General features: G+C 68.2%; 24 protein-coding genes and 1 pseudogene. 5 read left to right on the top strand and 20 right to left on the bottom strand.

The annotated features are described in order from the left end of the window. A pseudogene (locus A9X01_RS30370) lies at positions 1–229 on the top strand (hypothetical protein); the annotation flags it as partial. 62 nt (positions 230–291) lie between these two features. On the opposite strand, the gene A9X01_RS07300 reads toward A9X01_RS30370, so the two are convergent. The 5 genes from A9X01_RS07300 to ruvC form a co-directional block, all read right to left on the bottom strand. Further along, positions 292–972 (bottom strand): hypothetical protein, encoded by a 681-nt coding sequence (locus A9X01_RS07300; protein WP_065120088.1) that lies wholly within the window; start codon positions 970–972, stop codon positions 292–294. A gap of 245 nt (positions 973–1,217) precedes the next feature. Continuing rightward, the gene (locus tag A9X01_RS07295; protein ID WP_065120087.1) at positions 1,218–1,604 is read right to left on the bottom strand and encodes a DUF1304 domain-containing protein; all 387 of its coding nucleotides are present in this window, start codon (positions 1,602–1,604) and stop codon (positions 1,218–1,220) included. A gap of 9 nt (positions 1,605–1,613) precedes the next feature. Beyond that, on the bottom strand, positions 1,614–2,651 hold the full coding sequence (gene ruvB, locus A9X01_RS07290) for a Holliday junction branch migration DNA helicase RuvB (RefSeq protein WP_065120086.1): 1,038 nt from the start codon (positions 2,649–2,651) through the stop codon (positions 1,614–1,616). 49 nt (positions 2,652–2,700) lie between these two features. Further along, complete coding sequence (gene ruvA, locus A9X01_RS07285) at positions 2,701–3,294, bottom strand: Holliday junction branch migration protein RuvA (protein WP_065120085.1); 594 nt, start codon at positions 3,292–3,294, stop codon at positions 2,701–2,703. After that, complete coding sequence (ruvC, locus tag A9X01_RS07280) at positions 3,291–3,845, bottom strand: crossover junction endodeoxyribonuclease RuvC (RefSeq protein ID WP_065120084.1); 555 nt, start codon at positions 3,843–3,845, stop codon at positions 3,291–3,293. The genes ruvA and ruvC overlap by 4 nt, the downstream gene beginning before the upstream one ends. A 105-nt stretch (positions 3,846–3,950) precedes the next feature. Here ruvC and A9X01_RS07275 point away from each other — a divergent pair, with 105 nt between their 5' ends. Further along, positions 3,951–4,445 carry a DUF2617 family protein gene (locus A9X01_RS07275; protein ID WP_065120083.1) on the top strand — a complete coding sequence of 165 codons (495 nt, stop codon included), beginning with the start codon at positions 3,951–3,953 and terminating at the stop codon, positions 4,443–4,445. A gap of 9 nt (positions 4,446–4,454) precedes the next feature. On the opposite strand, the gene A9X01_RS07270 is transcribed toward A9X01_RS07275, so the two are convergent. The 4 genes from A9X01_RS07270 to pdxS all read right to left on the bottom strand — a co-directional run bounded on the left by A9X01_RS07270 (position 4,455) and on the right by pdxS (position 7,699). Beyond that, positions 4,455–5,210 (bottom strand): YebC/PmpR family DNA-binding transcriptional regulator, encoded by a 756-nt coding sequence (locus tag A9X01_RS07270; protein WP_065033926.1) that lies wholly within the window; start codon positions 5,208–5,210, stop codon positions 4,455–4,457. Between the two features lie 150 nt (positions 5,211–5,360). Further along, positions 5,361–5,954, bottom strand: a complete 594-nt coding sequence (gene pdxT, locus A9X01_RS07265; protein ID WP_065120082.1) for a pyridoxal 5'-phosphate synthase glutaminase subunit PdxT — start codon at positions 5,952–5,954, stop codon at positions 5,361–5,363. After that, positions 5,951–6,787, bottom strand: a complete 837-nt coding sequence (gene tesB / locus A9X01_RS07260) for an acyl-CoA thioesterase II (RefSeq protein WP_065120081.1) — start codon at positions 6,785–6,787, stop codon at positions 5,951–5,953. The genes pdxT and tesB overlap by 4 nt, the downstream gene beginning before the upstream one ends. 9 nt (positions 6,788–6,796) lie before the next feature. Further along, the gene (pdxS, locus tag A9X01_RS07255; protein WP_155771974.1) at positions 6,797–7,699 is read right to left on the bottom strand and encodes a pyridoxal 5'-phosphate synthase lyase subunit PdxS; all 903 of its coding nucleotides are present in this window, start codon (positions 7,697–7,699) and stop codon (positions 6,797–6,799) included. 118 nt (positions 7,700–7,817) lie between these two features. Between pdxS and A9X01_RS07250 the strand changes: the two genes are divergently transcribed. Then, the gene (locus tag A9X01_RS07250; protein WP_065120080.1) at positions 7,818–9,467 is read left to right on the top strand and encodes a PE-PPE domain-containing protein; all 1,650 of its coding nucleotides are present in this window, start codon (positions 7,818–7,820) and stop codon (positions 9,465–9,467) included. A 28-nt stretch (positions 9,468–9,495) separates the two neighbouring features. Here A9X01_RS07250 and A9X01_RS07245 read toward each other — a convergent pair whose 3' ends face one another. The 9 genes from A9X01_RS07245 to A9X01_RS07205 form a co-directional block, all read right to left on the bottom strand. Then, positions 9,496–10,008, bottom strand: a complete 513-nt coding sequence (locus A9X01_RS07245) for a hypothetical protein (RefSeq protein WP_065120079.1) — start codon at positions 10,006–10,008, stop codon at positions 9,496–9,498. A gap of 28 nt (positions 10,009–10,036) precedes the next feature. Further along, the gene (locus A9X01_RS07240) at positions 10,037–11,059 is read right to left on the bottom strand and encodes an NUDIX hydrolase (RefSeq protein ID WP_065120078.1); all 1,023 of its coding nucleotides are present in this window, start codon (positions 11,057–11,059) and stop codon (positions 10,037–10,039) included. Then, positions 11,059–12,183, bottom strand: a complete 1,125-nt coding sequence (locus tag A9X01_RS07235; protein ID WP_065120077.1) for a glycosyltransferase family 4 protein — start codon at positions 12,181–12,183, stop codon at positions 11,059–11,061. The genes A9X01_RS07240 and A9X01_RS07235 overlap by 1 nt, the downstream gene beginning before the upstream one ends. After that, positions 12,183–13,106 carry a phosphatidylinositol mannoside acyltransferase gene (locus A9X01_RS07230; RefSeq protein WP_065120106.1) on the bottom strand — a complete coding sequence of 308 codons (924 nt, stop codon included), beginning with the start codon at positions 13,104–13,106 and terminating at the stop codon, positions 12,183–12,185. The genes A9X01_RS07235 and A9X01_RS07230 overlap by 1 nt, the downstream gene beginning before the upstream one ends. Before the next feature lie 23 nt (positions 13,107–13,129). Then, positions 13,130–13,783, bottom strand: coding sequence for a phosphatidylinositol phosphate synthase (gene pgsA / locus A9X01_RS07225; RefSeq protein ID WP_065120076.1), 654 nt, complete (start codon positions 13,781–13,783; stop codon positions 13,130–13,132). 13 nt (positions 13,784–13,796) lie between these two features. Further along, complete coding sequence (locus tag A9X01_RS07220) at positions 13,797–14,351, bottom strand: ATP adenylyltransferase (protein ID WP_065120075.1); 555 nt, start codon at positions 14,349–14,351, stop codon at positions 13,797–13,799. Further along, the gene (gene thrS / locus A9X01_RS07215; protein WP_065120105.1) at positions 14,344–16,398 is read right to left on the bottom strand and encodes a threonine--tRNA ligase; all 2,055 of its coding nucleotides are present in this window, start codon (positions 16,396–16,398) and stop codon (positions 14,344–14,346) included. The genes A9X01_RS07220 and thrS overlap by 8 nt, the downstream gene beginning before the upstream one ends. A gap of 74 nt (positions 16,399–16,472) precedes the next feature. Then, positions 16,473–17,099, bottom strand: coding sequence for a PaaI family thioesterase (locus A9X01_RS07210; protein WP_065120074.1), 627 nt, complete (start codon positions 17,097–17,099; stop codon positions 16,473–16,475). 12 nt (positions 17,100–17,111) lie between these two features. After that, the gene (locus tag A9X01_RS07205) at positions 17,112–17,975 is read right to left on the bottom strand and encodes an aldo/keto reductase (protein ID WP_065120073.1); all 864 of its coding nucleotides are present in this window, start codon (positions 17,973–17,975) and stop codon (positions 17,112–17,114) included. A 32-nt stretch (positions 17,976–18,007) separates the two neighbouring features. Here A9X01_RS07205 and A9X01_RS07200 point away from each other — a divergent pair, with 32 nt between their 5' ends. Then, positions 18,008–18,511: a DUF1990 domain-containing protein gene (locus A9X01_RS07200; protein WP_065120072.1), complete on the top strand. Its 504-nt coding sequence runs from the start codon at positions 18,008–18,010 to the stop codon at positions 18,509–18,511. Here A9X01_RS07200 and A9X01_RS07195 read toward each other — a convergent pair. After that, positions 18,493–18,951 carry a DoxX family membrane protein gene (locus A9X01_RS07195; RefSeq protein WP_065120071.1) on the bottom strand — a complete coding sequence of 153 codons (459 nt, stop codon included), beginning with the start codon at positions 18,949–18,951 and terminating at the stop codon, positions 18,493–18,495. The two genes, A9X01_RS07200 and A9X01_RS07195, sit on opposite strands and share 19 nt — an antisense overlap. A 94-nt stretch (positions 18,952–19,045) precedes the next feature. On the opposite strand from A9X01_RS07195, the gene A9X01_RS07190 reads away from it, so the two are divergent. Further along, positions 19,046–19,771 carry a helix-turn-helix transcriptional regulator gene (locus A9X01_RS07190; protein WP_065120070.1) on the top strand — a complete coding sequence of 242 codons (726 nt, stop codon included), beginning with the start codon at positions 19,046–19,048 and terminating at the stop codon, positions 19,769–19,771. Here A9X01_RS07190 and A9X01_RS07185 read toward each other — a convergent pair. Then, entirely contained in the window at positions 19,713–20,573 is an 861-nt protein-coding gene (locus tag A9X01_RS07185) for an NAD(P)H-dependent flavin oxidoreductase (RefSeq protein ID WP_065120069.1), read from the bottom strand. The genes A9X01_RS07190 and A9X01_RS07185 overlap by 59 nt on opposite strands.

The following is a 20,573-nucleotide window of genomic DNA, read 5'->3' as shown; positions in this document are numbered from 1 at the left end:
CGGTGGGGGCGGCGGTGGTGCGACCCTCCTCAATGGTGTCCCGGAAAGCCTCGGTGGCACAAACGGCGACAGCGGCGCCGACGGTGGCGACGGCGGGAACGGCCCCTTCCTGGGAATCTTTGGCTCCAATGGCGGTTCGGGCGGTGGTTCGGCTGGTGCGGGAGGCGCGGGCGGCAGGAGCTTCATGACCAACGTCGAAACCTGGGGCGGCCGCGGCCAATCGGGTTAGACCATCCAGTACGGCAGAAGGCCGGTCACCCACGCGGGGCGACCGGCCTTCTGCCGTTTGGATCAGTGCGCGACTGGGGTGCGGTGACGACGGAAGAATCCGCCGCGCCGCCGTTCGGTGACAGCGGTCGGGTCAGACTGACCAGTCGGACCGACCTGCTCGACCCGCGGTGTAGTAAGGGCGTCGGTCGACACCTCGTTCTCACGAGCCGGCTCGACGGCGGAGACGTACGGCTGGGATGCCGGGGTGCGGTCGGCCGGCTCGACGCGCTCGACGTCCCGGGCCAGCCGGACGGCGACCCGCGCCAGCGCTGCCCCGGCCAGGAAGGCGATCAGCACGCCGAGGCCGGAGAAGTAGGCGACCTCGAGAACCGCGCGCTTGCGGTCGGTCGCGGCGACAGGGTCTCCCGGCGAGCCAATGCCCAGCACTTGCGCGAACGCGCCACCGACGACGAACCAGGCGCCACCGAGCGCGGCCAGCCAGCCGCCGAGCATGCCGCCGGCGCGGCTTCTGGTCATGATCAGCAATAGCCCGCCGATCACGGTGGCGACACCGGGGAGCACCTCAAGCCAACCGCGCGCGGCGGTCCACGACTGCCCCGGTGTGTACGCGAAGTCGAAGTTCGGTCCGAGGAACGGGATAAGGGCTCCCCAAGCGCCCAGGATGACGAGAAGTAAACCGGTAACTGCACCACGCGAGCGCGGGATACGCCCGCGGGTGGGCCGGCTGTCGATGTTCTTCATGGCATCTCCTTCGTAGGTACCGGTTTGGGTACCCCGGGTATGCCGTGGTGTAACCCGGGGCTTGGCACGCGTCGAGCGTGGGCGTTATGGCCCCGCCGGGCCACTTTCGGGTACATAAGGCCCACGCTCGGCGAGCCCGCACCTACCGCCACGCGTCGAGCGTGCGGGTAATGGCCCCGCCGGGCCACTTTCGGGTACATAAGGCCCACGCTCGGCGAGCCTGAGCTCACGAGCTCAGCCAGAGCTCAAACGGCCAGGCCCACAATCAGCAGCACGACCGCAATGACAGGGAACAAGCCCTGCGTCACCGCGGCGCGCGCCTTGTCCCGCGCCGAAACCAACAGCACCACCGCGGCCGCGGCCATCGAGCCGACACCGGCGAACACCAGCGCAGCCCCAACATCGCGGTGGCCCATGAACACCGCGGCGACACCGACACCGGTCACGATCGCCAGGAACAGGTTGTAGAAGCCCTGGTTGTAGGCCAGCAGTTTGGTGGTCTCGGCTTCCTCGGGTGTGGTACCGAACGTCGCTCGGGTGCGCGGCGACGTCCACGTCAGCGACTCCATGCTCCAGATGTAGACGTGCAATACCGCGGCGAGCGCGGCGAAAACCAGTGCGACGGTGACCATCACGTCCTCCTAGTCGAACAGTCCGGGCTGCGCCACCCCGACCGGAGGCGTCATCCCCAGGTGGGTCCACGCCAGCGCCGTGGCCACCCTTCCTCGCGGCGTGCGGGCGACCATGCCCGCGCGCACCAGGAAAGGTTCGCACACCTCTTCCACGGTCGCGGCCTCCTCCCCGACCGCCACCGCCAGCGTCGACACACCGACCGGGCCGCCGCCGAAGCTGCGGGTCAGCGCCGACAGCACGGCCCGGTCCAGCCGGTCGAGTCCCAGCTCGTCGACGTCGTAGACCTCCAGCGCCGCCTTCGCGACGTCGCGGGTGATGATGCCGTCGGCGCGTACTTCGGCGAAGTCACGCACCCGGCGCAACAACCGGTTGGCGATGCGCGGAGTCCCGCGAGACCTGCGGGCGATCTCCGCCCCGGCATCGGCGCCGAGCTCGATACCCAGGATCCCGGCGGAGCGGGCCAGCACCCGCTCCAACTCGGCCGGCTCGTAGAAGTCCATGTGGGCGGTGAAGCCGAACCGATCGCGTAGCGGGCCCGTCAGCGCGCCGGACCTGGTGGTCGCCCCGACCAACGTGAAGGGGGCGACCTCCAGCGGGATCGACGTGGCACCCGGTCCCTTGCCGACCACCACGTCGACGCGGAAATCCTCCATCGCCAGATACAACATTTCTTCGGCCGGCCGGGCAATGCGGTGGATTTCGTCGATGAACAACACGTCGTGTTCGAGCAGGTTGGACAGCATCGCGGCCAGGTCGCCCGCACGTTCCAGGGCCGGTCCCGAGGTCACCCGCAGCGACGAGCCCAGCTCGGCGGCGATGATCATCGCCAGCGAGGTCTTGCCCAGGCCGGGCGGCCCGGACAGCAAGATGTGGTCCGGTGTGCCGCCGCGGTTCTTGGCTCCCTCGATGACCAGCTGCAACTGCTCGCGCACTCTGGGCTGTCCGATGAACTCGCGCAGCGATCGGGGCCGCAGGCTGCCGTCGATGTCACCCTCGCCGACCGCCAGCGTCGGCGACACGTCGCGTTCGTAGTCCTCTTCTGTCATTTGCGCCGCTTCTCCTCATCGCTGCGCTTTGCATCGCCGGCGCCGCGGCTCATTTCGATTTACCCAGCAGCGACAACGCCGACCGCAGCGCCGTCGACGTGGTCGCTTCCCGGTCCTCGGCCAGCACCTTGTCCGTGGCCTCCTCGGCCTGCTTGACCGCGAAACCCAGGCCGACCAGCGCCTCCACCACCGGCCCCCGCACCGCGTGACCGTTCACCGCGGTCGCCCCGCCGGACGCGCCCACCGCACCGATCTTGTCCCGCAGTTCCAGGATCATTCGGTCGGCACCGCGCTTGCCGATGCCCGGCACCCGGGTCAGCGCGGTGACGTCGCCGTCGGCCAGCGCCTGACGCAGGGCCGCCGCGTCGTAGACCGCCAGGGTGGCCATCGCCAGCCGCGGGCCCACCCCCGAAACCGACAACAGCGTCTGGAACAGGTCGCGCGTCTCCGCGTCGCAGAACCCGTACAGCGTCATCGAATCCTCGCGCACGATCATCGCGGTGATCAGGCGCGCCTCGCTGCCCTGACGCAACGTGGCCAGCGTCGCGGGCGTCGCGTTGACCCGATAGCCGACCCCGGCCGCCTCGATCACCGCATGATCTAGCGCCACCGCCAGCACCTCACCGCGAACCGAGGCGATCATCGGGCGGCCTTCAGCCTCGCCAGGTACTGGTCGCGTTGCTGCGCTGCCCGGGCTTGGGCGGCGGCCATCTTGTCGAGTGTCGGCGCCCGCCAACAGTGGCAGATGGCCAGCGCCAGCGCGTCGGCGGCGTCCGCGGGCGACGGCTTGGCCTGCAACGTGAGGATCCGGGTGACCATCGCGGTGACCTGCGCCTTGTCCGCCCTGCCGTTGCCGGTGACCGCCGCCTTCACCTCCGACGGTGTGTGGAAGTGAACGTCGATGTCACGCCTGGCCGCCGCCAAAGCGATGACGCCGCCGGCCTGCGCGGTGCCCATCACCGAGGCAACGTTGGCCTGGGAGAACACCCGCTCGATGGCCAGCACGTCGGGGTTATGAGTGTCCAGCCAGTGCTCCACCGCGTCACTGATGGCCAGCAGTCTGCGGTGCAGCGGCTGGTCCGACGGGGTGCGCACCACGTCGACATCGAGCGCGGTGATCTGCCTGCCGCGCCCGCTCTCGACCAGCGACAACCCGCACCGCGTCAACCCGGGATCGACGCCCATCACCCGCACCGCAGCTCCCCACTTCACTCCGAACAGCTGTTCGATAGCCTAGCCGGTGGGTGTGACATCACGGGATAGGGACACGCCTCGGACGGGTGCGTTAGGTTATGTCCGGTGCCGCTTCATCAGCTCGCTGTCGCCCCAGCCGATGTGTCTGGGGCCCGATTGGCGCTGGCTTTGAACGCGGCGGCACCTGACCCGCTCGCGACCTGCCGTCTGGTGCATCCCGGCGGGGGCGCACTGTTACTCGGAGTCCTTGGCGCGTCGCATGTTGTCACCGTGGAACACGGCACCACCCGCTTCTCCGAGCAGGTCTCCTGCACTGCGGGCGACGATCTGCCCGACCGTTCCGGCGCACCTGGATATCGCATCGAATCTCGAACCGAGGAGCACGGCGAGGCCACCTTCCGTGCGCTTGCCAGGCAACTGCGAGAGCGGTGCGCCGAGGAAACCTGCTGGCTCGGCGGGGTGTTCCCCGGCGACGACGCCGCGCTGACGGCACTGGCCGCCCAGCCCGACGGCAGCGGCTGGCAATGGCAGACCTGGCATCTATATCCAAACGGCAGCGGCGGGACTGTCGTACACACCGCAAGCCGGTGGCACCCGTAGCCGGAGTCGCTACTCCTCGTCGAGGGCGGCCAGCACCTCGTCGGAGAGGTCGACATTAGTCCAGACGTTCTGCACGTCGTCGCTGTCCTCCAGGGCGTCGACGAGCTTGAACACCTTGCGGGCACCCTCGACGTCGACGGGAACGCTCACCGACGGCTGGAAGCTGGCCTCCGCCGACTCGTAGTCGATGCCCGCCTCCTGCAGCGCGGTGCGCACCGCGACCAGGTCGGTCGGCTCGGAGATCACCTCGAAGCTGTCACCGAGGTCGTTGACGTCTTCGGCGCCGGCTTCGAGCACCGCCGTCAGCACGTCGTCCTCGGTCAGGCCGTTCTTCTCCAGGGTGACGGTGCCCTTGCGGGAAAACAGGTAGGACACCGAACCGGGGTCGGCCATGGTCCCGCCGTTGCGGGTCATCGCCACCCGCACCTCACTGGCGGCACGGTTGCGGTTGTCGGTCAGGCACTCGACGAGCACCGCGACACCGTTGGGTCCGTAGCCCTCGTACATGATGGTCTGATAGTCGGCGCCGCCGGCTTCCTCGCCCGCGCCGCGCTTGCGGGCCCGCTCGATGTTGTCGTTGGGGACCGACGTCTTCTTCGCCTTCTGGATCGCGTCATACAGCGTCGGGTTGCCGGCCGGGTCTCCACCGCCGGTACGTGCGGCGACCTCGATGTTCTTGATCAGCCGGGCGAACTCCTTGCCGCGGCGGGCGTCTTTGACGGCCTTCTGATGCTTGGTGGTGGCCCACTTGGAATGGCCGCTCATCGGTGTGACATACCTCTTTCGTTCTAAATAATTGCCAGACGAGTCTACGTGGCGGCTCGGTTACGGCGAGCGTCACGCCAGAGTGACGCCGGGCGCCGACCGTTGCGCTGGCGTGACGCTCGGCGCGATAACGACGACGGCGGCGGCGCGCTAACGCCCCGTCACCATGTCGACGAACAGCCCGTGTACGCGCCGGTCGCCGGTCACCTCCGGGTGAAACGCCGTCGCCAGCACCGCGCCCTGGCGCACCGCGACGACATGCCCCGCCGCCCGCGCCAGCACCTGCACGTCGGCGCCGACGCGTTCCACCCACGGCGCCCGGATGAACACCGCACGCACGCTGCCGTCCAGCCCCTCGAACGGAATGTCGCCCTCGAACGAATCGACCTGACGTCCAAAAGCATTGCGCCGCACCGTCATATCGATGCCCCGTAGCGGTAGCGCGGCCCGGCCGTCGGCTCCGGCATCCAGAATCTCGCTGGCCAGCAGGATCATTCCGGCACACGCGCCGTAGGCCGGCATTCCCTCGCCCAGCCGCGCCCGCAGCGGCTCCAACAGGTCGAAATCGAGCAGCAGGTGGCTCATCGCGGTGGACTCCCCGCCGGGAATCACCAACCCGTCCACAGCGTCGAGTTCGCTGCGGCGCCGAACCGTACCGGCTTCTGCCCCGGCTTCACGCAACGCGGCAAGGTGCTCGCGGGTGTCGCCCTGCAGGGCCAGCACCCCGATCCGGGGCGCGCTCACGACCGGTATCCGCGCTTGAAGCGGGTCAGCCCCTCCTGCATGACCGCGGCCACCATCTCGCCGCTCTGGTTGAAGATCTTGCCCTGGCACAGCGAGCGGCCCCCGCCGGCCGACGGGGAGGACTGGTCGTAGAGCAACCACTCGTCGGCGCGGAACGCCCGCATGAACCACATGGCGTGGTCCAGCGACGACACCTGCAGGTGCGCACGCTCCTCCATGTGCGTGACCTGCGCAGATCCCAGCAATGTCAGGTCGCTCATGTAGGCCAGCGCGCAGATGTGCAGGACCGGATCGTCGGGCAACGGGTCCCGATGCCGAAACCACACCTGCTGCTGGGACGCCTTGCCGGGCAGCAGCTTCAGCTTCTCGCGCGGCACGATGCAGACGTCCCACTCCTCGAACTGCTTGAAACCGGCGTCATCGAACACCTTGGACGACGAGAGGCCCGGGAGCCCGTCGGGCGGTGGCGCTGCCGGCATCGCGTCCTGGTGGTTGATGCCCTCCTGGTCGGTCTGGAAGGAGGCGCCCATGCTGAAGATGATCTCGCCGTGCTGGATCGCGTTGACCCGCCTGGTCGCGAACGATCCGCCATCGCGGGTGCGCTCGACGATGTAGACCGTCGGCGCCTTGGCGTCCCCGGGGCGCAGGAAATAGCCGTGCAGCGAATGCACCTGGTAGCGCGGGTCTACCGTGCGGACCGCCGAGACCAGCGACTGGCCGGCCACATGACCGCCGAAGGTGCGCTGCAGGAAGCCCGATTCGGGGCTGAACACGCTGCCGCGGTAGATGTTGACCTCGAGTTGCTCGAGATCGAGGATCTCTTCGATCGCCACGGGATGTTTTTACCAGCCCCGTTGCGCGAGGCGATGGGGCTCGGCGATCTCCTCCACGTTGATGCCGACCATTGCCTCACCCAGCCCGCGCGACACCTTGGCCAGCACGTCGGGGTCGTCGTAGAAGGTGGTGGCCTTGACGATGGCCGCGGCCCGCTGCGCGGGGTCGCCCGACTTGAAGATGCCGGAGCCGACGAACACGCCCTCGGCGCCGAGCTGCATCATCATCGCCGCGTCCGCGGGAGTGGCGATGCCGCCGGCGGTGAACAGCGTCACCGGCAGCTTGCCCGCCCGGGCCACCTCGACGACGAGATCGTAGGATGCCTGCAATTCCTTTGCGGCAACGAACAATTCGTCTTCGGACAACGACGTGAGCCGACGAATTTCGCCGCCGATGGCACGCATGTGCGTGGTGGCGTTGGAGACGTCGCCGGTGCCGGCCTCGCCCTTGGAGCGGATCATCGCCGCGCCCTCGGTGATACGTCGCAGCGCCTCACCCAGGTTGGTCGCCCCGCACACGAACGGCACGGTGAACTGCCACTTGTCGATGTGGTGGGTGTAGTCCGCGGGGGTGAGCACCTCGGACTCGTCGATGTAGTCGACACCCAGGCTCTGCAGGATCTGCGCCTCGACGAAGTGCCCAATCCGGGCCTTGGCCATCACGGGGATGGTGACCGCGTCGATGATGCCCTCGATCATGTCGGGGTCGCTCATCCGCGACACCCCGCCCTGGGCCCTGATGTCGGCGGGCACCCGCTCCAACGCCATCACCGCCACGGCGCCCGCGCCCTCGGCGATACGGGCCTGCTCGGGGGTGACGACGTCCATGATGACGCCGCCCTTGAGCATCTCCGCCATGCCGCGCTTGACGCGGGCGGTTCCGGTTTGGGCCCCGTTCTGCTGGCTGTTCACTACGCTCCTTGACTGTGCTTTTGCGACCACCAGTCTAAAGGTGATCGGCAACTGAGATTTCCGGCCCGATATGGCTTAACCTCCGCGTTGTCGGCCGCGGGAAGACGGGAGCCTGGCGATGAGTTTCGCCGTTCTGCCTCCAGAACTCAATTCGGCGCAGATCTATGCCGGTGCGGGCCCGGGGCCGTTGCTGTCGGCGGCGGCGTCCTGGGATGGGTTGGCGGCGGAGTTGAGCGCCGGAGCACGCTCGTTTTGGGCGATCACCTCTGGGCTGGCCGACGATGCGTGGCAGGGTCCGGCCATGGTGGCGATGACGCGCGCCGCCGCGCCGTACCTGGGGTGGTTGACGACGGCCGCTGCGCAGGCCGAGGAGTCGGCCACGCAGGCCCGGGCCGCCGCGGGCGCGTTCGAGGCCGCGCAGGCCGCTATCGTGCAGCCGGCCCTGATCGCCGCGAACCGATCACGGCTGGTGGCGCTGGCAATCGGCAATGTCTTCGGTCAGAACACACCCGCCATCGCGGCCGCCGAGGCGGCGTACGAACAGATGTGGGCCCATGACGTGGCCGTCATGGCGGGATACCACGCCGACGCGTCCGCGGTCGTGGACCAGCTTGCCCGGGCGTATGCCGCCACTGGTCTGCCTGCACTGACGGTGGATTGGCAGCACGGGACATTCAATTTCGGCAGCGGCAACACCGGCGTGAACAACATCGGCTTCAACAACGCCGGCAACGGAAACATCGGTATCGCAAACCGTGGCGACGGGAACATCGGCTTCTTCAATATCGGCAATCGACTGGTCGGCTTCGGGTTGCCCGGTGACGGGAACGTAGGTGTCTCACTCATCGATCTGAACGAGGTGGGCGGCGGCGTGCCTGCCAAGACGGCTTTGCTCATGGGCGGAACCGGAATCAACCCGCTGCCCTGGAGCGGCTTCACTCCGATCGCCGAAAGCTTCGTAACGCCGAACCATCCGTCGTATGCCGCCAAGTTCCTGGTGACGCCGTCGAAGATGTTTCCGATCACGGGCCCGACCAGCCTCACCTTCGACGCGTCGGTCGCCGCGGGCATGCAGCGCCTCAACGACGCGATCATGAATCTGCACGCGGCGGGTACGGACACCGTTGTCTTCGGTGTGTCGCAAAGCGCCACGGTGGCCACCCTGGAAATGCGCTACCTGCAGTCCCTGCCTGCTGGGATGCGCCCCGCTATTGACGAATTGTCGTTTGTGTTGGCAGCCAACCCGAATCGGCCAAACGGGGGCCTGCTGGCCCGGCTGTCGGGCTGGTCGATTCCCTTCGTGGGCTTCACGTTCAACGGCGCGACGCCCGCGGACGTGTACCCCACCGTCGATTACGCGATCCAGTACGACGGAGCGGCCGACTTCCCGCGGTACCCGCTGAACCTGTTTGCGACGGCCAACGCAATCGCGGGCTTCGCCTATTTGCACCCGTCGTATGCGCTCTCGGCCAGTGAGTTCGCTTCGGGGATTGTGCAGCCGGTGTCACCCGGCAGCCTGACCACCTATGTCCTGATTCCCACTCACGACCTGCCGCTGCTGAATCCATTGCGGGCGGTGCCGATTGTGGGCAACCCGCTAGCTGACCTGATTCAGCCGAACCTGCGGGTGCTGGTCGAAATGGGTTATGACCGCGGCGCCTATCAGGACATCCCGGCTCCTATCGGGCTGTTCCCCGCGATCGATCCGGCAGCAGTCGCCGCGCAGCTGGGCTTCCCGGCGCCGGTGGCGATACCGCGGCTGTTCTGACGCCCCGAGATCCGGACGCGGTTCTGTATCAGGAGAACCAGTCCGCGCCGTCGGGATCGCGGAAGTTGCGCACAAACAGCAACACCCGCCGCACCCATCTCGGCCGGCGGCTGAGCCACGGGTCGAACCATTCCGCCGAAGCGAATTTGATGATCCCCACCGCGGTGATCAGCCCGAACGCCAGCCCATAGCCGGTAAAAACCACACCCGAGAACTTGGTGTAGGCCTTATCGGCGAGCACCCGAACCTGCAGCGACGTCCCACTGGCATACCGATGCAGCACCATCCCCTGGATCTTGCCGACGTAGTTGCGTCCGCCAACGCTCCACGTGCTTGCGCAGGTGTAGCCGTACTTCTCGGTGGCGCAACCCCGGACCGTCGCCGTCGTGGGGGTGCCGAGCAGGTACGCCCCGACGTCGTAGGCGCCGACGCCGAAGAATCCCAGCGACACCAGCACGCCACAGGTTGCGACGAACCGGGCCGCCAGGCTGCGTACCCGGGCCAGCGGTTTACCGCCACGCTCGGGGACGCTCTGACCCATCAGCAAATGTTGTCATTCGCGCGCCACGTCAGCGAATCGACAACGGCGCCCCAGCGTCGCGTCCCGACGATTCCGCCAGCTCAATCGCCGCGGGCAGCAGCTCGCCGAGTTGACGCGGGTACACCTGCTCGCCGGCGGCGATCAGCTCGGCGATGTCGTCCGGAGTACACCAGCGGGCGCCGTGGATGTAGGTGTGCTCCAGCTCGGTGCGACCGGTCGCCGTCGGCTCGAACCGCCGGGTGCGGTGCACCAGGTAGAACTCTTCGCTGTCGATCGTCGACCCGTTGAACTCGAAGACCTCGTCGCGCCGCCAGATCGGCCCCACCAGCTCGGCCGGCGCGACCTGCAGGCCGGTCTCCTCCGCCAGTTCGCGGGCGGCGGCTTCGGCCAATCGCTCCCCCGGCCGCACCTCGCCGCCCACGGTGAACCACCACCGGGGCGCATCGGCGATCGCCGGATCCGAACCGCACAGCAGCAGCACCGCGCCCTGGTCGTCGAGCAGCACCACCCGCGCCGACGTGCGATGGTTGAGCTCGGTGTCGGTGTGGCGCTGGGCGTGCGGCCGCTCGGCGATCTCGAAATACGTCGGCAGCGGCGCCCTTCCGCCCAACCGGAACAACCGCACCATCCGCCGCTCGGCCAATACCAGGGTGTCGCGCACCGCATCGTTGTGGAATCGGCGGGCCAGCAGCACCCGGGCCTCCGCGTCGGCCAACTCCGCTACCAAAGCCGCGGGCACCGACGCCGGGTCGACCCTCGCCAGGGCCGCCGAAAGCTCGTTCTCCGCCGTCTCGCGAGCGTTGCGCGGCGCGCGCTCGGCCGCGTCGGCCAACGCCGCCAGCCGCTTGCCCTCCGGTGAGCCGCCGTAGGCGTCGATTGCCACGGCCCGAGCCACCACCGCTCGCCGGGCCAGCGCTGCGTCCAGCGCCTGCCAGGACAGGTCGTAGCGCACGTTGAGCCGGTCCAGTCGATTGGCCCGCTGATAGCCCCACGCGCCGAAGACCACCAGCAGCACGACCAGCAGGATGGTTGCGGCAACCAGCCACTCCATCAGCTGGCCACCTGCACCTTCACGCCCGATCCGGCGACCGTCTCGTAGACCCGCATGATCTGGCTGGCCACTACCGACCAGTCGTAGCGGCGCACCGCCTCGGTGCCCGCCGCCACGTACCGCTGCCGCAGCGCGTCATCCTGCAGCACCTCGATCAGCGCATCGGCCAACGCAGCACCGTCTTCCACCGGCACCAGCCGCCCCACCTCACCGTCCTGCAGCACCCGCCGGAACGCGTCCAGATCGCTGGCCACCACCGCGGTGCAGGCCGCCATCGCCTCCACCAGGACGATGCCGAAACTCTCACCACCGGTGTTCGGCGCGCAGTAGACGTCGGCGCTGCGCATCGCCGCCGCCTTGCCGGCGTCGTCGACCTGACCCAGAAACCGCAGATTGTCGACAAATCCGCTTGCCTGAGTACGCAATTCGTCCTCGTCGCCGCGGCCGACGATGAGCAGCTGCACCTCGGGGAACCGCTCGACTACCGCAGGCATCGCTTCGAGCAGGGTCGTCATCCCCTTGCGCGGCTCGTCGTAGCGCCCCAGGAACAGCACCGTCTTGCCCGGCCGCGGATATCCGTCCAACGGCGCGGCCGACGCGAAGGAGTCGACGTCGACGCCATTAGGGATCTCCACCGCATCCGAGCCCAGCGACTCCATCTGCCAGCGGCGGGCCAGGTCGGACACGGCGATCCGCCCGACGATCTTTTCGAACCGGGGCCGCAACATGCCGCCCAGCACCGACAGGGCCACCGACTTGGTGGCCGAAGTGTGAAACGTCGCCACGATCGGGCCCTCGGCGATGTTCAGTGCCAGCAGTGACAGACTCGGCGCGCTGGGCTCGTGCACGTGCAGCACATCGAACTCGCCTTCGGCCAGCCACTTCTTGACCGCACGGTACGAAGCAGGGCCGAACCGCACCCGGGCCACCGACCCGTTGTAGGGAATGGGGATGGCCTTCCCCGCCGAGACGACGTAGTCGGGCAGTTCGGTGTCCTCGCCGACCGGCGCCAGGACGCTGACATGATGCCCCCGGTCCCGCATCACCTCGGCCAGTTGCAGGACGTGCGACTGCACCCCGCCCGGCACATCGAACGAGTAGGGGCAGACCATCCCGATCCGCATCAGGCTTCCTTCAACCACGCCTGCCGCTCGTCCGAGAGATCGGCCAGCCACTGCGGCTGCATCATGTGCCAGTCTTCGGGGTTGGCGGCGATGTTGGTCTCGAACTCACGGGCCAGCGCCTGTGTGATCGCCTTGACGTCGCCGCTGCTGCAGTCCAGAGGTTCCTGCATGTTGCACTCCCAGCCGTCACCCTCGAACCAGCAATGCGACGGCAGCAGTTGCGCCCCCGTGGCGATCGCCAGCTTGGCCGGCCCGGCCGGCATCCGGGTGGTTTCGCCGAAGAACTCGACCTCGACGCCGGTGCGGGTGAGGTCGCGCTCGGCCATCAATGCCACGATCTGGTTGGCCCGCAACCGGTCGCACAGCACCTCGAACGGGGATCGGTCGCCGCCGGAATGCGGAATCACCTCGAAACCCAAGCCTTCGCGGTACTCGATGAACCGGCGGTACAACGATTCCGGTTTGAGCCGCTCGGCGACGGTGGCGAAGGTGCCGTAGGTCTGCGAGAGCCAGACCCCGTTCATGTCCCAGTTGCCGCTGTGCGGCAGCGCCAGCACCACGCCGCGGCCCGCGGCAAGCGCAGCGTTCAGGTTGTCCTGTCCCCCGGTGCAGCTGTCCAACCGGCGGGTCAGTTCGGCCAGATCCATGGTCGGCAGCCGGAACGCCTCCCGCCAGTAGCGGGCGTAGGACGCCAGGGACGCGCGCATCAGCGAATCCGGCACCTGCGCGGGCCGCACCCCGATCACCCGCGCGAGATTCTTGCGCAGTTGCTCCGGCCCACCGCGGCGCGCGGCGTAGCGGGCCCCGGCGTCGAAGGCGTTGCGCGCGGCGAACTCCGGCAGCGCCCGCACGGCCATCCAGCCCGCCGCATACGCCCAACCGGTCGCGGTGCCGGTCAGCATTTCGCGGGGGCGTCCGGGCATTTTCAGTCCCACCGACGGAGGTATCACTGCTCGCCCTTTCGTGGCAGCGGGATGCGGTCAACGGCCCCGGGTGAGGTCCGCACCGCGTACAGGCGTTGCGCGCAGGTGATCACGCTGAGTACGGCCAACAACCACATCGCGATCGGCAGTGCCGGTGGCCAGGCGACGAACGGGAAATCCGACACCCCGGCGCCGACAAGCACGATGATCAGCCGCTCGGGACGCTCGATGAAGCCGCCGTCACCGCGCAACCCGCTGGCTTCGGCCCGGGCCTTGATATACGAGATGACCTGCGAGGTCACCAGACAGATCAGGGTGGCCACGGTCAGCAGCCTGTCGTGCAGGTGGAACGCGATCCACCACAACAGCCCGCAGAACACCGCGCCGTCGCTGATCCGGTCACAGGTCGCGTCCAGGACCGCGCCGAACCGGGTACCGCCGCCGCGTTCCCGGGCCATCGCACCGTCGAGCATGTCGAACAACGTGAAGAACCAGACCACGCACCCGCCGGCAAACAGCTTGCCCATCGGGAAGAGGATCAACGCCCCGGCCACCGTCGCGGTGGTGCCGATGAGCGTGGCGGCATCCGGCGTCAACCCGATCCGCAGGGCCGCCCGGGCGACCGGGTCGGTGATCTTGGCGAAGAACGCCCGCGACAGGAACGGCAACTTGCTCATGAACTCATCCGTCTCATGACTGCCTGGCCCATTCGTCCGCAAGCAGGCGGCGGGTCTCGCGCAGCAACTGCGGTATCACCTTGGATCCGCCGACGATGGTGATGAAGTTGGCGTCCCCACCCCATCGGGGCACGACGTGCACGTGCAGGTGCTCGGCCAGCGAACCGCCCGCCGAATGGCCCAGATTGATGCCGACATTGAAGCCGTGCGGACGCGACACCTTCTTGATCACCCGAATCGCCTTCTGGGTGAAGGCCATCACCTCGGCGCTCTCGGCCTCGGTCAGGTCCTCGAGTTCGGACACCCGCCGATAAGGCACCACCATCAGGTGACCCGGGTTGTACGGGTACAGATTCAGCACGGCGTAGACGAGTTCGCCGCGGGCCACCACCAGTCCGTCCTCGTCCGACATCTGCGGGATGTCGGTGAACGGTTCGGCCCGGGCGGCGTCGTTGCGCTTCATCGGCGCCTCAGCCAGGTAGTTCATCCGGTACGGCGTCCACAGCCGCTGCAGGTGGTCGCGCTCGCCGACGCCGCGGTCCAGGATGGTGTCTTCCTGCTCACTCACCGTCCGGTACCTTCACCAATTCGGCTGTGGGCGTAGCATTTTCGCGTCTGGTCAGCCAGTCGACGATGGCCGTCACGGCGGCGTCGCGCGGCACACCGTTGATCTGGGTGCGGTCGCCGAACCGGAAGCTGACGGCGCCGGCCTGCACGTCGCGGTCGCCCGCGAGCAGCATGAACGGCACCCGCTGATTGGTGTGGTTGACGATCTTCTTGGCCATCCGGTCGTCGCTAGTGTCCACCTCCACCCGCACACCATGCGACCTCAATTGTGCGGCAACATCTTCCAGGTAGGGGATGTGCTCGTCGGCAACGGGGATGCCGACCGCCTGCACCGGCGCCAGCCACGCCGGGAACGCCCCCGCGTAGTGCTCGGTGAGAATGCCGAAGAACCGCTCGATCGAGCCGAACAACGCGCGGTGGATCAACACCGGGCGCTGGCGGGTCCCATCGGAGGCAGTGTATTCCAGCTCGAAGCGCTCCGGCATGTTGAAGTCGACCTGCAGCGTGGACATCTGCCAGCTGCGACCCAGCGCGTCCTTCACCTGCACCGAGATCTTCGGGCCATAGAACGCCGCACCGCCCGGGTCCGGCACCAGCTGCAGCCCGGAAGCCTCGCCGACCTCGCGCAGGATCTCGGTGGCCTCCTCCCACACCTCGTCGGAGCCGACGTATTTCTCCGGGTCCTTGGTGGACAGCTCCAGGTAGTAGTCGTCGAGGCCGTAATCAGCGAGCAGGTCGAGCACGAACCGCAGCACCGAGCTGAGCTCGTCGCGCATCTGTTCGCGGGTGCAGTAGATGTGCGCGTCGTCCTGCGTCATGCCCCGCACCCGGGTCAACCCGTGGATCACCCCGGACTTCTCGTAGCGGTAGACGCTGCCGAATTCAAAGAGCCGCAACGGCAGTTCGCGATACGACCGTCCCCGCGCCCGGTAGATAAGGTGGTGCATCGGGCAGTTCATCGGCTTGAGGTAGTAGTCCTGCCCCGGCTTGCGCACCGTGCCGTCCGCGTTGAACTCCGCGTCAAGGTGCATCGGGGGGTACATGCCGTCGGCGTACCACTCGAGGTGCCCCGAGGTGACGTAGAGCTGCTCCTTGGTGATGTGCGGGGTGTTGACGAACTCGTACCCGGCCTGCTCGTGCTTACGCCGGGAGTACTCCTCCAGCTCACGGCGGATGATGCCGCCCTTGGGGTGGAAAACCGCCAGGCCGGAACCAATTTCGTCGGGGAAGCTGAACAGGTCCAGCTCCACGCCGAGCTTGCGGTGGTCGCGGCGTTGCGCCTCGGCGATCAGCTCGAGGTGGCGGTCGAGGGCTTCCTGCGACTCCCACGCGGTGCCATAGATGCGTTGCAGGCTGGCGTTGTTCTGGTCGCCCCGCCAGTAGGCGGCCGAGCTGCGGGTCAGCTTGAACGCCGGAATGTGTTTGGTGGTGGGGATGTGCGGCCCCCGGCACAGGTCGCCCCACACCCGTTCGCGGGTGCGGGGGTTGAGGTTGTCGTAGGCGGTCAGCTCGTCCCCGCCGACCTCCATGACGTCGGGGTCACCAGATTTGTCGTCGACGAGTTCGAGCTTGAACGGCTCGTCGGCGAGCTCTTTGCGCGCCTCGTCCTTGGACTCATAGACCCGCCGGTCGAACAGCTGCCCTTCCTTGACGATCTGGCGCATCCGCTTTTCCAGCGCCTCGAGGTTCTCGGGCGTGAACGGCTCGCTGACGTCGAAGTCGTAGTAGAAGCCGTCGGTGATGGGGGGCCCGATGCCGAGCTTGGCCTCCGGAAACAGATCCTGGACCGCCTGGGCCAGCACGTGCGCCGTCGAGTGCCGGATGACGCTGCGGCCTTCGTCGGTGTTGGCGGCCACCGGGATCACCTCGACGTCGGTGTCGGGCACCCAGCTCAGGTCGCGCAGCTTCCCCTCGGCGTCGCGCACCACCACGATCGCGTCCGGCGACCCGCGCCTCGGCAACCCCGCCTCCCCGACCGCGGCCGCGGCGGTAGTCCCGGCGGGCACCCGAATGGGGGCGGCCGGAACGGGCTGTGCGGGGGCGCTCATCGGGTTGGTCTCCAATACTTTTTGGTGGCGGGGCTTACACACCGATCGGTGGACAATGCTATCGGGGTCGTGCGTCAGGGCTGCCCCGGCTTGAGCCGCACAAACAACGCGTCGGCTTCGGTCAGCACGGTGTCGCCGTCGGTAAGCCGGCCGGACACGAAGATCTTGCGGCCCTCCACGCTGTCGATCCCCGAGGAGAACTGCAACTCCTTTTCGATCGGCACGATGTTGCGGTAGTTGATTTTCAGGTAGGCGGTGCGCTGACGGCGGCTGCCGGTGAGCCAGGCCGCGGTCAGCCCGAGAACCGAGTCGAACAGCAGGCCGAGCGCGCCGCCGTGCACGGCGCCGTTGCGGCCGAGGTGGAATCGCGCGAACCGGGCCCAGCCCTCGATCCGCCCATCCTCGGTTTTCCTGGCATCCATCGGAACGCTCAGGATGTTGCCCCGGACCGGTAGATCCATCCGGCGGCCCGACGGCGAGTGCCATTCGTCGGCGTCGAACGGCGCCAGCAGCGCCGAGAGCTTCTCCAGCCGGTCGGCGGCTTCGCTGATCACCGCGTCCGGCGCATCGATCGCCCGCGCGTGATCCTGCAGCCTGCGCACCGCCTCGATGAAGCGGCCGTAATCCGGCCCGCCCTTACTGGTCGGCTCGGGCGGGTTGAACCCGCCGCCGGGGTGTTGCTGATGGTCGACTGCCACCAGAACACCGTATTGCTAGCCGCTTTGCGCAGCACCGGCAGCCGACAGCGCCTCGAATTCCTCGTCGGTGAGGTCGATGTCGGCAGCGGCCACGTTCTCCTCCAAGTGGGCCACCTGGGACGTGCCAGGAATCGGCAGGACAACCGGCGAGCGCTTCAGCAACCACGCCAGCGCCAGTTGCGACGGCGTCGCGTGGTGGGCCGAGGCGATGTCCTTGAGCGGACCGTCCGGTGCCGCCAGCGGGCCGGACGCCAGCGGGAACCACGGGATGAACCCGATGCCTTGGGCGGTCGCGGCCTCCAGCAGGTCCTCGGCCGTGCGGGTCTGCAGGTTGTACATGTTCTGCACCGACACGATCGGGGCGAGCTTGCGTGCCGCCTCGAGTTGGTCGACGTCGATCTCGGACAGACCGATGTGGCGGATCTTGCCTTCGCCCTGCAGCGCGGTCAGTTCGCCCAGTTGATCCTCCAGCGGGAAGTTCCGGTCGATGCGGTGCAGCTGAAACAGGTCGATGGTCTCGACGCCCAGCCGCCGCAAACTCAGCTCGCATTCCTGGCGCAGGTAGCTCGGATTGCCCAGCGGGATCCAGATGTCGGGGCCGGTGCGCAGCAGCCCGGCCTTGGTGGCGATCACCAGGCCGGTGTACGGGTGCAGCGCCTCGTGGATGATCTCCTCGGAGATGTAGGGACCGTAAGAGTCGGCCGTGTCGATGAAGTTCACGCCGAGTTCCACCGCGCGTCGCAGCACCCGCACACATTCGTCGCGATCGGCCGGTGGGCCCCACACCCCCTTCCCGGTCAGCCGCATCGCACCGAAACCGAGCCGGTTGATGGAGAGGTCGCCACCCAGTGCAAAAGTTCCCGAATTTTCCGCTGCCATGTCCCAAACCGTACGCGTGGCAAGCTGGCTGTGTGGACCTGAATGCGCTCGCCGACCAGCAGCTGACCTATCCGGAAGTGGGCGCCACGGCCGCCGCGCAGTTGCCACCGGGCTACAGCCACCTCAGTGCGTCGGCGCAGATCGGCACCGGCCGGGATCGCTTCGAACAGGCCGCCGACGCCGTGATGCACTGGGGCATGCAGCGCGGAGCCGGCCTGGGCGTGCAGGCCAGCTCCGACACCGTGACGGTTTCTGCGGTGGTGGTCGTCAAGACACTGGGTTTGCTGCGCGCGCCGTGCCGGGTGGTGTACGTGGTCGACGAGCCCGACGCGCGTGGCTTCGCCTACGGGACCCTGCCGGGCCACCCGGCCACCGGCGAGGAGCGGTTCGCCGTGCGGTACGAACCCGCGACCGATGCGGTGTACGCCGACGTGTCGTCGTTCTCGCGGCCGGCGACCTGGTGGAGCAAGCTCGGTGGCCCGTTTGTGGTGGTGGCCCAGCGCCTGATCGCCCGCCGCTACCTGCGTGGGATCTGACTGACGACGGTCCCGGTGTGGACGCCCTGCGCCAGCCTGCCCAGCGCGAGCGCGCCTACCAACAGCCCGAAGTCGCGTAACGCGACGTCGTAGAAGCCCGGCCCGGTGACCAGGTTGACGATGATCCCGGCCAGCCAGGCGGCAACAACCCAGGCGCCCCAGCGCGGCGCGACCGCGACCAGAATGCCGGCGACGATCTCGATCACCCCGACCAGATACATGGCCTGGTCCGCGTTACCGGGGATCAGCCCGTCGATCCAGCCGGCGAGATACATGTTCCAGTGATGCGGATGGGTGAGCACATTGAAGAACTTGTCCAGACCGAAGACGATCGGCGCGACCGTGAACACCGTGCGCAGCAGCAGGAACGCGGAGTACGCGGGATCGTGCAATCGGGTGGCCAGGCCGGAGGCCTGCCGGGTGTCGTGGGTAGCGCTCATGGGACGCCTCCTATTGTTTCTAACGGATAATATTTCTAACGTTAGAACTCCAAGGTTGTAGCGTCAACAATTTTCTCCGTTAGAATTGGACGTCATGGGACTGCAGCGGGACGCCGCCGGGATCGGAGCCCTCGCGGACCCGGTGCGCCATCAGCTCTATCAGTTCGTGTGCGCACAATCGACGCCGGTGAGCCGCGATCAGGCCGCCGACGCGGTCGGCATCGCCCTTCATCAGGCAAAATTCCACCTCGACCGGCTCACCGATGAGGGCCTACTGGACAGCGACTATGCGCGCACCAGCGGACGGTCCGGCCCGGGCGCCGGCCGCACCTCCAAGCTGTATCGACGGGCCGAGCGGGAAATCGCGGTCAGCCTCCCGCAACGGGAGTACGAGCTGGCCGGTCGTCTGATGGCGGCGGCGATCAGCCGCGCGACCCGGTCCGGTGAACCCGTCGTCGAAGTGCTCAACGAACTCGCCCATGCCTGCGGTCGCAGCATCGGTGCCGCCACGGAAGAGCCCGCCACCGCAACCGACGCGTTCGAGGCGGCCTTGCACATGTTGCGCAAGTACGGCTACGAACCCCGGGGAGCCGACGGCGAAGTGGAACTCGCCAACTGCCCGTTCCATGCGCTGGCCCAGGAGCAGACGGAACTGGCCTGCGGCATGAATCTCGCGCTGATCAGCGGGCTGGCCGAGGCGCTGAGCCCGTACGGGCCGGACGTGCGGCTGGATCCGCGGCCGATGCGCTGCTGCGTGGTGCTCAGGTGTGGGCCCACCGGGCCAGCAACCTCTGCGCGCCCGAACACATCTCCTCGATGACCTCGCCGACGGTGGCCGCGTCGCGGACCATGCCGACGCCCTGACCCGCGTCGACCGGCGCGCCGGCCACCTCGCGGGTCAGCACGCGCGACGGGAAGCGTTCCGGCCACGGCAGACCCGCGGCGATGTCGAAATCCCTCGTCACCCGGGTGTCGGTGCCGGCGGCGTCGATCAGGGCCCGACGGTTCGTCTCGCCGCTCAGCGCTTCCGGACATGCGGCCAGACGGGTGCCCACCCAGGCGCCGGCGGCGCCGGCGGCCAGCACCGCGGCCAGGCTCCGGGCGGAGGCGACGCCACCGCCGGCCAGCACCGGCACCGACACCGCGTCCAGCACCGCGTCCAGCAACGGCAGGGTCGCGAGCCGCACCTCGCCGTGGCCGCCCCCTTCGGCACCGCGCGCCACCACGATGTCGATGCCGGCATCGGCCGCCCGTCGCGCCCCGTCGGCGTCGTAAACCTGTGTGACAGTGGTGATTCCGGCCTCGTGCGCGTGCCGTACCCAGGTCCAGTCGGTGCCGAAGCTGACCGACAACAGCGACGGCGCCGCGGCCAGCGCGTCGTCCAGCAGTCCGGCCTGGCGCCGCATCACCCAATCCACCAGGCCGATACCGAACCGGCCGCTCACCTGTTGCAGTTCGGCGGCCAACGACTCCCGGGTGGCGGTGCTGCCCATGCCGATCATGCCCAGCCCGCCGGCGGCGCTGACCGCCGCGGCCAGCCGGCCACCCGCTACCCCGCCCATCGGCGCGTTGACGATCGGCACCCGCAGGCCGAAGTCCCGCGACCAGGGCGTGGAAAGCAC

This window comes from Mycobacterium asiaticum (assembly GCF_001668675.1).
Classification (GTDB): domain Bacteria; phylum Actinomycetota; class Actinomycetes; order Mycobacteriales; family Mycobacteriaceae; genus Mycobacterium; species Mycobacterium asiaticum_D.
Note: the sequence above shows the minus strand (reverse complement) of the source record. Positions and strands in the feature narration are given on the sequence as shown.